This is a genomic window from Rhodococcus sp. LB1 (assembly GCF_001583455.1).
GTDB classification, from domain to species: domain Bacteria; phylum Actinomycetota; class Actinomycetes; order Mycobacteriales; family Mycobacteriaceae; genus Rhodococcus_F; species Rhodococcus_F opacus.
In genome coordinates, this window is record NZ_LTCZ01000178.1 from 1 (window position 1) to 13,272 (window position 13,272).

Consider the following 13,272-nt stretch of genomic DNA (forward strand, 5'->3'; position numbering starts at 1 on the left):
GTATTCGTGCTGCATCCACAGCAGGCGGTTCACGATCGCACCATGGGTGACGGCGACCCCCTTGGGCCGGCCCGTCGACCCGGACGTGAAGATCACGTACGCCGTGTTCGCCGGGGACAGCGGCCACAGCCGGTCTGCATCGGTGACGGGCGAGCTGTCGAAGCCGGAGACGTCCTCGGACGCGACGTCGATGACGGGGACCGATCCGCCGCCGGCGAGTCCGGCGCCGCTCACCAGCACACATGCCGGCTGTGCGGTGTCGAGGACATGCGCGGTGCGCTCGGCCGGATGGTCCGGATCCACCGGCAGGTAGGCGCCACCGGCCTTCACGACGGCGTAGATCGCGGCGAGCAGATCGATCGACCGGCGCATCGCGACCGCCACCACCGACTCGGGGCCGACGCCCTGCTCGATCAGCCGGCGTGCCAGCCTGTTCACGCGGGCGTCGAAGTCGGCGTACGTCAACTCGTCCCGGTCGAAGACCACCGCGATCCGGTCGGGGTCCGCCGCGACCGTCGTGTCGAACAGCGACGCCAGCGTCCCGGCGAGCACGTCGTGCGATGTCGCGTTGGTACCGGCGATCTGCTTCCGTTCGCCGTCGCCGAGGACGTCGATGTCGCCGACCGCGGTGTCCGGACTGTCGGTGGCCGCGCGCAGAATCTGCAGGAACCGCTGTCCGAACACGTGCATGGACGGCTCGTCGAACAGGTCGGATGCGTACGTGAGGCGGGCCGCGATCCCGTCCGGACTTCCCTCCGAGTCGAACTGCTCCATCAGGGTGAGCTGCAGGTCGAACTTGGCGATGTCGACATCGAAGTCGACGCCGCTCACCGACAGGTCACCCAGTCGAAGGGTCGTCTGGTCGAGGTTCTGGAACGTGAGCATCACCTGGAACAGGGGATGCCGCCCGGTGGACCGCGACGGATTGACCACCTCCACGAGGCGCTCGAACGGAACGTCCGCGTGGGAGAAGGCGGCGAGATCGGTCTCGCGCACGTCGGCGACCAGTTCGGCGAAGGTTTTGCCTCCGTCGACCTGGTGCCGCAGGACCAGCGTGTTGACGAACATGCCGATCAGGTCGTCGAGTTCGCGTTCGCCACGTCCCGCGACGGGGGTGCCGATGGCGATGTCCCCGGTGCCGGAGAGTCTGCTCAGCAGCACCGCGAGCGCCGAGTGCACGAGCATGAACAGGGACGCGTTCGCGTCCCGCGCCGCAGCCAGGAGTGTGCCGTGCAGGTCGGCCGGCACGGCGAAGTCGACGGTGCCGCCCCGGTACGACGCCACCGCGGGACGCGGGCGGTCGGCGGGAAGGTCCAGCTGATCCGGTGCGCCCGCGAGGGTGCGCGTCCAGAACGCGAGTTGCCGTGCCGAAACCGATTCGGGATCGGTCTCGTCGCCGAGAAGCGCCCGCTGCCACAGTGCGTAGTCGGCGTACTGCACCGGCAACGGCGCCCAGTCCGGCGTCGTGCCCGCCGACCGCGCCGCGTACGCCGTCATCACGTCGCGCACCATCGGCGCCATCGACCAGCCGTCGCCGGAGATGTGGTGGACCACCAGGGCGAGAACGTGCTCCGTCGGGGACATGCGGAAGATCCGCACCCGCACCGGAACCTCCGTGGTGACGTCGAATCCGGTGGTCACCAGGGCGGCGATCAGCGCGGGCAGCGCGGCCTCGTCCGTCGCGACGACGGACAGTTCGCCCCCCTCCCGGTCGGTGGGCAGGATCACCTGGTGCGGGCCTTCCGCGGAGTCCGGGTACACCGTCCGCAGTGACTCGTGTCTGCGGACGACGTCGGCGACCGCGTGCTGCAGTGCGTCGACGTCCAGCGCGCCCGACAGCCGGACCGCCGCGGGAATGTTGTGCACCGCCGAGTTCGGGTCGAACCTGTTGAGGAACCACATCCGGTGTTGCGCCGACGACAGCGGAATCCGTTCGGGACGCACGGCCGGCGTCAGCGTCGGGCGGGCGGGTACTGTCGCGTCGATCGAATCCAGCAGTGCCGCAAGGGCGGCGACCGTGGGAGCCTCGAACAGGCTTCGAATCTCCACGCGGCGCCCGAGTCGTTCGGACAGCCGGGCGACCACCCGGGTGGCGACGAGGGAGTTGCCACCGAGGTCGAAGAAGTTCGCGGCGGTACCGACCTGTTCGACGCCGAGCACGTCGGCGAACACGGCGGCCACCGATTCCTCCGTGGGTGTCGCGGGAGCGCGGTATTCGACTGTTGCCGAGGCGAAGTCGGGCACGGGAAGGCCCTTGCGGTCGAGTTTGCCGTTCGAGGTCAGGGGCAGTTGCGCGAGCACGACGAGGGCGGCGGGCACCATGTAGCTCGGCACCAGGGCGCCGACCTCGGCCAGAACCGCGGCGGAGTCGACGGTGGCGCCGTCCTCGGGGACCACGTACGCGACCAGGGCGGTCCCGGTGTGCGGGTGCTGGTGGGCGACGACGACGGCCTGGCCCACCCCCGTGCTCGACATCAGTGCGGACTCGATCTCGCCGAGTTCGATGCGGAACCCGCGGACCTTCACCTGGAAGTCGGAGCGCTCGAGGTATTCGAGGGTCGCCCTCGCGTCCCGGACGCGCCAGCGCACCACGTCACCGGTGCGGTAGAGCCGTGAACCGGGTGCGCCGAAGGGGTTGGCCACGAAGCGCTCGGCGGTCAGATCGGCGCGGGCGACGTAGCCGCGCGCCAGCTGGTCGCCGGCCAGGTACAGCTCACCCGCCACCCCGACGGGGACCGGGTTCAGGCGGGCATCCAGCACGAACACGTGCGTGTTCCACTCGGGTCGGCCGATGGGAACGGTGTCGACGTCGGTGGCGGTGTGTGTCCAGGCGGTCACGGACACGGCGGCCTCGGTGGGCCCGTACAGGTTGTGCAGCGAGACGGTCCCGAACCGGCGACGGAAGCGTGCCGCGGTGTCGGCGGGCAACGCCTCGCCGATGCACAGCACCCGCCGCAGGGCCGGCTGCTGCCCCGCACCCGGGGTCGCCAGGAAGGCCTCCAGTAGGGACGGCACGAAATGTGCTGTCGTGACGCGCTGCTGACGCATCAGGTCCGCCAGGTAGGCCAGGTCGCGGTGACCGTCCGGGCGGGCGATGACGAGTCGGGCGCCCGAGGTCAGCGGCCAGAACAGTTCCCACACCGACAGGTCGAAGGTGACGGGGGTCTTCTGCACGACGGCGTCGGTGGCGTCGAGCGGGTATTCGTGCTGCTTCCAGCGGAGTTGATTCGCGATGGCGGCGTGCGTCACGGCGACACCCTTGGGTCGGCCGGTGGACCCGGACGTGAAGATCAGGTACGCCGTGTTCTCCGGCCGCAGCGGGGCGAGGCGATGCGCATCGGTCACCGGTTGATGTGGTGAGGCGGTGAGGTCGAGGGTGTCGATCTCGATGACCGGGACGGGCTCGGCGGCGAACCCGTCCGAGGATGTGGTGAGGATGCACACCGGGCGGGCGGTCTCGAGCACGTAGGCGCGCCGGTCGGCCGGATGGGTGAGATCGATCGGCAGGTACGCGCCGCCGGCCCGCAGCACCGCGTACATCCCGACCAGCAGTTCGATCGACCGGTTCATCGCCAGTCCCACCACGGATTCCGGCCCCACTCCGCGATCGATCAGCCGGTGGGCGAGCGCGTCGACACGGCGGTCGAACTCTGCGTACGTCAGTTCGGTGCCCTCGAAGAACACGGCGGCCTCGTCGGGTGTGCGCGCCACCTGGGCGGAGAACAGTTCGGCGAGCGTCGTCGGCGGCAGATCGACGCCGGTGTCGTTGAATTCGGCGAGCACCGACTGCCGTTCGGGACCGTCGAGCAGGTCGATGGCGCCGACCACCACGTCCGGATCCTGTACGACCGACTCGAGGACGCGGGTGAAGCGTTCCGCGAATGCCCGCACGGTCGATTCGTCGAAGAGGTCGGTGGCGTAGGTGAACTGAGCCTCGATCACATCGGGGGACCCGTCGGCGTCATGCTTCTCCGACAGTGTCAGGTGCAGATCGAAGTTGGAGATCGTGTTCGGCACGTCGAGTCCCTCGACGTGCAGCCCGGGAAGTTCGAGTGTGGTGGTGGCGAGGTTCTGGAACGAGAACGCGACCTGGAACAGCGGGTGGTGCGCGCGGGACCGGGCCGGGTTCAGCACGTCGACGAGGCGCTCGAACGGAATGTCGGAGTGCGCGAACGCACTCAGATCGGTAGAGCGTGCGTCGGCGAGGCTGTCCGCGAACGAACTGGAGAGGTCCACGTGGGTGCGCAGTACCAGGGTGTTCACGAACATGCCGACGAGTTCGTCGAGGGATTCCTCACCGCGGCCGGCGATGGGTGCGCCGACGGCGATGTCGGACTCGTTGCTCAGTCGGGCGAGCAGTACCGCGAGCGCGGTGTGCATCACCATGAACAGGGAGGTGTTCCGGCCGCGCGCGAGCGCCAGCAGGGCGCGGTGGGTGCCGGCGTCGATGGTGAACGGCACGTGCGCCCCCCGGTGCGACGCGACCGCGGGGCGGGGACGGTCCGTCGGCAGGGACAGCCGATCCGGCAGACCCTCCAGCGTGCGGGTCCAGTAGGCGATCTGAGCGGCGGCGACCGATTCGGGATCGGCCTCGTCGCCGAGGAGTTCCCGCTGCCACAGGCTGTAGTCGGCGTACTGCACCGGCAGCGGCGTCCAGCGGGGAACGTGTCCCTCGGCGCGGGCGGTGTAGGCGAGCATGACGTCGCGGGCCAGCGGGGCGAGCGACCAGCCGTCGCCCGAGATGTGGTGGGCGACCATCACGAGCACGTAGTCGTCGGGGCCGACGCGGTACATCCGCGCCCGCAGGGGCACATCCGCGGTCACGTCGAAGCCCGTCGTGACGAGTGCGAGCACCCGCTCGAGGACGTCGTCAGGGTGCGCCGCCACCGGCGTCAGGTCGGGCACCGCGTCCCCGGCGGGAACGATCACCTGGTGCGGGCCGTCAGCGGAGTCGGGATAGACGGTGCGCAGCGCCTCGTGCCGCCCGACGAGATCGGCGATCGCGATCTGCATGGCACGCAGGTCCACCTCGCCCGACAGCCGCAGCGCGACCGGCAGGTTATAGGCGGGCGATGCGGTGTCGAACTGGTTGATGAACCACATCCGTTGCTGGGCGAGCGACAGCGGAATGTGTTCGGGCCGGGGCCTCGCCGTCAGCGCGGGGCGTCGCACACCGTGGGTGGTGGTCTCGGTAATGCGTGCCGCGAGCGCGGCGACGGTCGGCGACTCGAACACTTCACGGACCCCGACGTGGACGTCGAGTGCAGCGTTGATCCGCGACACCACCTGGGTGGCGAGCAGCGAGTTGCCGCCGAGATCGAAGAAGCTGTCGTGGATGCCGATCTCGGGCAACGCGAGGATGTCCGCGAAGATGCCGGCGACGATCACCTCCATCGGGTTCCGCGGTGCCTCGAATGTGGTGGCCGCGGCGGCGAAGATCGGCTCGGGCAGCGCAGCCCGGTCGAGCTTGCCCGCCGGGGTGAGTGGCAGGGCGTCGAGGAGGGTGACGGAGGCGGGAACCATGTAGGCGGGCAGGGTGCGCCCGACGAAATTCGCGACCTCGACCCGGTCCACGTCCTCACCGGTGAACGGCAGCACGTACGCGACGAGGGAGGTCTCCCCGTTCGGGTGCTCGTATCCGATCGTGGTGGCGTACTCGATCTGCGGGTGTGCGGTGAGCGCGGCGTCGATCTCGCCGAGTTCGATCCGGAATCCGCGGATCTTCACCTGGTGGTCGGTGCGGCCGACGAAATCGAGGACGCGGTTCTCCCGCCACCGGACGAGATCGCCGGTGCGGTACATCAGGTCGCCGGGCTCGCCGTACGGGTCGGCGACGAACCGTTCGGCAGTCAGTCCCGGCCGTCCGAGGTAGCCGCGGGCGAGGCTCGGGCCTCCGACGTACAGTTCGCCCGGCACACCCACCGGCACGGGACGCAGCCGGCCGTCCAGCACGAGTGCCCGCACTCCGCGGCTCGGGCCGCCGATGGTGACCGGTTCGCCGGCGCGGAGGGGTTCGGTGATGGACGACATGATCGTCGCCTCGCTGGGGCCGTACGCGTTGACCATGCGACGCCCGGGCGCCCAGCGGGCGACCAGTTCCGGCGGGCACACGTCACCGGCGACCACGACCACGGCGAGGTCGTCGAGCCCGTGATGATCCACCGACGCCAGCGCCGCCGGAGTGGAGAACGCATGGGTGACGTGCTCGGCAGCGAGCAGTTCCGCGAGTTCCGATCCGCCGAAGATCGTGGGCGGGGCGATGACCATCGTGGCTCCCGCGCCGAGTGCCATCAGCATCTCGAACACCGAGGCGTCGAAGCTCGGGGACGCGAAATGCAGTGTCCGCGAACGGGAGGTGATCCCGAGGAGCTCACGCTCGTCGGTCACCAGGTTCATCAGACCGCGATGTGTGATCGCGACCCCCTTGGGCCGGCCGGTGGACCCCGACGTGTAGATGACGTAGGCCACCTGGTCGGACAGGATCGGCCGCATGCGGTCGCGGTTGGTGACCGGCAACCGGGATTCGTGGGTGCAGCGCACCTCGAGCGCCGGGTCGTCGAGGAACATCCACCGGATCGAGTCCGGGAGGAGAGCCTGTTTCGCGGACACGGTGATCCCGACCATCGCCCCGGAGTCCTGCACCATGTGCAGGATGCGGTCTGCGGGATAGCCGGGGTCGACGGGCACGAACGCGGCACCGGTCTTGGCCACCGCCCAGACGGCCACCACGGATTCGAACGACCGCGGCAGCGCCAGCGCGACCCGGGTTTCGGGTCCCACTCCCCTGTCGACGAGCAACCGGGCCAGCTGGTTCGACTGTTCGTCGAGGTCCCGGTACGTGAGGCTCTCACCCTCGAAGACGACGGCGGGTCCGTCGGGTGCCGCGGCGACGGCGTCGGCGAGGATCTCGGGCAGGATCTGCACCGGTCGCGCGTCGGCGCCGCGCACCGGGGTGAGCGCCGCGTATTCCTCGTCGCCGAGGAGCGGGATGTCACCGATCGGCCGCTGCGGGTCGGCGACGACCGCCTCGAAGATCCGCCGCAGCCGGGTCGCGTACCCGGCGGCGGTGCTCTCGTCGAAAATGTCTGTCGCGTAGACGAGTTCGGCGTCGATTCCGGCAGCCTCGGCCGCGTCGTCGAGCCGCTCGGTGAGCGTGAAGTGCAGGTCGAACTTCGCGATGCTCGCGTCGAGGGTGAGCGGTTCCACCGACAGCCCGTCCAGTTCGAGGCCGTCGGCAGAGACCGCCTGCACGCCGAGAGCCACCTGGAACAGCGGGTGGTGCGAGGTGGAGCGGACCGGGCTCAGAACCTCCACCAGCCGCTCGAACGGCAGGTCCGCGTGGGCGAACGCCTCGAGGTCGACGTCCCGGGCCTGCTCGAGCAGCGACACGAACGACGCTCCCGGGTCCAGCGTCGTGCGCAATACGAGGGTGTTCACGAACATGCCGATGATGTCGTCGAGTTCCACCCGGCCGCGGCCGGCAATCGCTGTGCCGACGGCGATGTCGGAGGTGGTGCTGAGCCGGCCCAGCAGGACGCTGAGCGCGGCGTGGGCGACCATGAAGATGCTGGCGCCGTGCGTGCGTGCCAGCTCGGCCAGGGCCCGGTGCGTGTCGGCGTCCAGGGTGAAACGCGTTGCCGCACCCCGATGCGACGGAACGGCCGGCCTACCCCGGTCGCCCGGCAGATACAGCTGGTCCGGGACACCGGCGAGTGTCCGGGTCCAATATTCGAGCTGCGCGGCGGCGAGGCTGTCCGGTTCGGACTCGGCACCGAGCACCTCCCGCTGCCACAGCGCGTAGTCGGCGTACTGCACCGGCAGCGGCGCCCAGGTGGGCGCCTGGCCGGCCGCGCGGCTCGCGTACGCGATCATCACGTCCCGGATCAACGGTTCCATGGACACGCCGTCGGCGGAGATGTGATGGACGACGAGAGCGAGCACGTGCTCGGTGTCGCCGAGCGAGTACACCTTCACCCGCAGCGGCACGGCCTGGGAGACGTCGAAGCCGGTCAGCAGGAACTGCTCGAGATCCGCGCGCAGCCCGGTCTCGTTCACGCGGACCGGTGCGACGTCGGGGGTGAACTCTCCTGGTTCGAGGATCACCTGGTGCGGTCCGCCCCGGGAATCGGGGAAGACGGTCCGCAGCGATTCGTGCCGGGTGATCAGATCGTCGATCGCCGCGGCCAGCGCCGCAGTATCCAGCGGTCCGGTGAGCCGGACCGCGGCGGGCAGGTTGTATGCGGGCGAGGACGTTTCGAACTGGTTGAGGAACCACATCCGCTGCTGCGCGAGTGACAGGGGGATCCGGTCGGGGCGGACCGCCGCGGTCAGGGGTGCGATCGCGGTGGACGGACCGTGCCCGTCGAGTCGCCGGGCCAGGGCCGCGACGGTGGGGGCGTCGAACACGTCGCGGATGGCGATGCGTGTCCCCGTCGCGACCCCGATGCGGGTGCTGAGTTTGGTGGCCGACAGGGAGTTGCCGCCGAGTTCGAAGAAGTTGTCGTCGACACCGACCCGGGGGACGCCGAGGAGTTCGGCGAAGATCCCGGCGACAATGCGTTCCGACTCGGTGCGCGGCGCCGTGTACTCCGCCTTCACACTGAACACCGGTGCAGGCAACGCCTTCTGGTCGACCTTGCCGTTCGGTGTCAGCGGCAGTTCCGCCAGCGTGATCAGCAGCGACGGAATCATGTAGGAAGGCAGGCTGCCCGCCGCGTCGGCGAGAACGGCGTCCCGGTCCAGTGTGAATCCGCGGCGCGGTACGACGTACCCGACGAGGTGATCGCCGGTGTGCGGGTCCGAATGCGGGACGACGATCGCCTGGTCCACGTCTTCGTGCCGAAGCAGTGCCGACACGATTTCGCCGAGTTCGATGCGGTGGCCGCGGATTTTGACTTGGAGGTCGCGGCGGCCGAGGTATTCGAGGGTGCCGTCGGGGTGCCAGCGGACGAGGTCGCCGGTGCGGTACAGCCGCGCGCCCGACGTGGAGAAGGGGTCGGCGACGAACCGTTCGGCGGTGAGGTCGGGGCGGCCCAGGTATCCGCGGGCGAGCTGGACTCCACCGAGGTACAGCTCTCCCGCGACACCGGCCGGAACCGGATGCAGGCGGCCGTCGAGGACGAGGGTGCGGGTGTTCCAGACGGGCAGACCGATCGGGACGGTGTCGGAGTTGTCGGACCGCGCCGCGAAGAAGGTGGTGGTCACCGCCGCCTCGGTAGGCCCGTACGTGTTGTCGATCTCCGCGGGATGGGACGCCCGGAAGTCGTCGATCGTCTCCGGCGACACGGCTTCGCCGCCGACCAGCACGTGTCGCAGCGCCGGCAGATCGTCGAGGCCTGGGCCGGACGTCAGGGCCGCCAGCATCGCCGGCACGAAGTGCACGATGGTGACGCCGTGTGCGCGGAGGACGCCCGAGAGGTACTCGGGGTCGCGGTGCCCGTCGGGTTCGGCGACGACGAGCCGAGCGCCGGAGACGAGCGGCGCGAAACATTCCCACACCGACACGTCGAACGTCACCGGTGTCTTGAACAGCATCGTGTCGGCGGTGCTCAGCGCGTACTGCGCACGCAGCCACTCGAGTTGCGCCGCGATCGCCGCGTGCGTGACGGCGACCCCCTTGGGCCGCCCCGTGGAACCGGACGTGAAGAGGACGTACGCCGTGTTGTCCGGGCGCAGCGGTGCAATCCGTTCGTCGGCGCGGATCGGCTCCCCGCCGAACTCTGCCGGGTCCGGGTCTGCGGGCACGACCGCCCGCACCCCGTAGCGTGTCGTCCCGGTCCGTGGGAGCAGGTCGCTGCTCGTGAGCACCAGGGATGCGCCGGACTGTTCGACGATGTCGCTGTTGCGCTGTTCGGGTTGACCGGGATCGAGTGGGGTGTAGGTGCCACCTGCCTTCACCACGGCGTGGACGGCGACGAGCAGGTCGAGCGAACGCGGGATCTCCACCGCCACGACGACGTCGGGGCCGACACCGTCGCCGATGAGGTTGCGCGCGAGGCGGTTTGCCCGCGCATCGAACTCGGCGTACGTCAGCGCCTCGTCGCGCCAGAGCACCGCGGGGGCGTCCGGTGTCGTCCGTGCCTGTTCGTCGAGGAGACCGGCGAGGGTGGGCTGCGCCGTGTCCCGTGTCGCGCCGTGTGACAGTGCGAGCAGACGCAGCCGGGCATCGTCGCCGAGCAGGTCGAGGTCGCCGACCGTGGTTCGGGGATCGCGGGTCAGTCCGGTCAGGACCCGGAGGAACGACTCACCGATCCGCAGCGCGGTGTCCTCGTCGAAAAGGTCCTTGGCGTAGCCGAGTTCGAGATCGAGACCGGTCGGGTTCCCTTCCTCGTCGTGGCGTTCGCCGAGCACGAAGTTGAGGTCGAACTTGGCGATCGGCGATTCGATCTCGAGAGCGGATACGTCCAGTCCCGGCAGTTCGAGTGTGGGGGTCTGCAGGTTCTGCAGTGCGAGCGCCACCTGGAACAGGGGGTGGAACGCGGTGGAGCGGGTCGGGTTGATCGCGTCGACCAGCTGCTCGAACGGCACGTCGACGTGGGAGAACGCCTCGAGGTCGACGCGCCGGACCTGCTCGAGCAGTTCGGCGCCCGTCGATTCCGGTTGCACGTCGGTGCGCAGCACCAGGGTGTTGACGAACATGCCGACGAGTCCGTCGAGGGATTGCTCCCCGCGGCCCGCGACGGATGTTCCGATGGCAACGTCCGGGCCTGCCCCGATCCGGGACAGGAGCGCGGCGAGTGCGGTGTGGACGACCATGAACAGGCTGGCGTGGTGGGTGCGCGCCACGTCCAGCAGACGCAGGTGGCTGTCGCCGCCCAGGGCCAGCCGTACCGTGCCGCCACGGTTCGACGGAGCGGGCGGACGGGGCCGGTCGGTGGGTAGTTCGACCTGATCCGGCAGACCCGCGAGTGTTCGCTTCCAGTAGGCGATCTGGCCGGCGGCCAGCGACTGCGGATCGTGCTCGTCGCCCAGTAGTGTCCGCTGCCACACGGCGTAGTCCGCGTACTGCACCGGCAACGCGTTCCAGGCCGGGGCGGTACCGGCGGTCCGTGCCGCGTAGGAGGTCATGACATCGGAGGCGAGGGGGATGAACGACCAGCCGTCCGCCGAGATGTGGTGGACGACGAACAGCAGGATGTGCTCCGAGCGGCTCTCGCGGAACAGGTGGACCCGCAGCGGGAGGTCGGTGGTGACGTCGAATCCGGCGGACGCGTGCCGCAGGATCGCACCGGTGAGGTCTTCACCGGACAGGCGTGACGGCGTCAGATCGAGGGGGATCGACTCCACCGGGACGATCACCTGATGCGCCCCGTTCTCGGTCGCCGGGTAGACGGTGCGCAGCGCCTCGTGCCGCTCGAGGACGTCGCCGAGCGCCGCACGCAGGGTCGCGACATCGATCCGGCCGGACATGCGCAGCGCGAGCGGGATGTTGTACGCGGCCGAGGTGGTGTCGAACTGGTTGAGGAACCACATCCGCTGCTGTGCCGGCGACAGCGGGATCGTCGCGGGCCGCTCACCGGCGACGAGGGCGGGCCGCTCGACCGTCGTCTCGGACAGCGCGGCGATCGCGAGTTCGCGGACGGTGGGGTTGTCGAACAGGGTGCGGACGGAGATGCGTGTTCCCAGCGCCGACCCGACTCGGGAGACGACCTGGGTGGCGGACAGCGAGTTGCCGCCGAGGTCGAAGAAGTTGTCGTCCAGCCCGATCGACGACTCGCCCACCACGTCGGCGAAGACGGCGGCGATCGCCTGCTGGGCCGGGGTCTGCGGCGCCGTGAACTCACTGCGGCGCGCGAAGACGGGTGCGGGCAGGGCGTTACGGTCCAGCTTCCCCGCCGGAGTCAGCGGCAACGAATCCAACACCACGATCGCCGACGGCACCATGTACCCCGGCAACCGCTCCCCCACGAACTCGGCGAGTGCACGGGTGTCGACGTCGGTTGCCGGCGCCGGCAACACATACGACACCAGACGACTGCTCCCACCCCCGTCCCCATAGCCGACCGTGTGAGCGAACTCCACCACCGGATGCGCCGCCAACGCCGCATCGATCTCACCCAACTCGATCCGGAACCCCCGAATCTTCACCTGAAAATCACTACGCCCCAAAAACTCCAGAACCGGAGGCCCGTCCGGAGCCGTCACCCACCGCACCACATCACCCGTGCGATACATCCGCCCACCCGACCCGAACGGACACGCCACGAACCGCCCCGCCGTCAACCCAGCCCGATGCACATACCCGCGAGCCAAACTGGAACCCAGGACATACAGCTCCCCCCGCACCCCGACCGGAACCGGACGCAACCGCTGATCCAGCACCACCAGGTCCACACCCACCGTCGGCGACCCGACGCTCACCGGCTGCCCGGGCACCAACGGACCGGTCGCCGACGACATGATCGTCGTCTCACTCGGACCATACGCATTGACCATCACCCGGCCCGGCGCCCACCGCGACACCAACTCCGGCGGACACACATCACCCGCCACCACCACCGTCTTCAGATGGTCCAGACCGCGGTGATCGAGCGACGCCAACGCCGCCGGCGTGCAGAACGCATGCGACACCTCGTGTTCGGCAACAAACTCCGCCAACTCCGAACCACCGAAAATACTGGTCGGCGCCACCACCAGCGTCGCCCCCGCACACACCGCCATCACCAACTCGAACACCGACGCATCGAAGCTCGGCGACGCGAAATGCAGCACCCGCGAACCCGACGACACCACCAGACGGTCCCGCTCATCCGCCGCCAGATTCACCACACCCCGATGCGTGACCGCCACACCCTTCGGCCGACCCGTCGACCCCGACGTATAAATCACATACGCCGGATGATCCACCGACAACACACCCGTGCGGTCCGAATCATCCAGGGGTTCCGGGGAGTACGAGGCCAGACCCTCGACCACTGCGTCGTCGTCGAGGACGATCCACTGCGTGCACTCCGGCAAACCCTCCCGCAACGCGGCGGTAGTGATACCGATCGGCGCACCACAATCCCCCAGCATGAACGCGATGCGGTCAGCCGGATAACCCGGATCCACCGGAACGAACGCCGCCCCCGCCTTCGCCACCGCCCAGGTTGCGGCGACGGACTCCCGCGACCGCGGCAACGCCAACGCCACCATGACCTCCGGGCCGACCTGCATGGCGGCGAGCAGTCGCGCCAGGCGGTTCGATTCTGCGTCCAGGGCGCGGTAGCTCAGGGTGTCGGCGGAGATCCCGTGCCCGGGTGCGACGAGGGCATCGCCGTCCGGGTTGCTGCG

At 69.5% G+C, this 13,272-nt stretch carries 1 protein-coding gene; it reads right to left on the reverse strand.

The window, feature by feature from the left end; all coding sequences use genetic code 11:
- The coding region (locus tag AZG88_RS23820) for a non-ribosomal peptide synthetase (RefSeq protein ID WP_156517598.1) at positions 1-13,272 on the reverse strand (13,272 nt) is incomplete at both ends.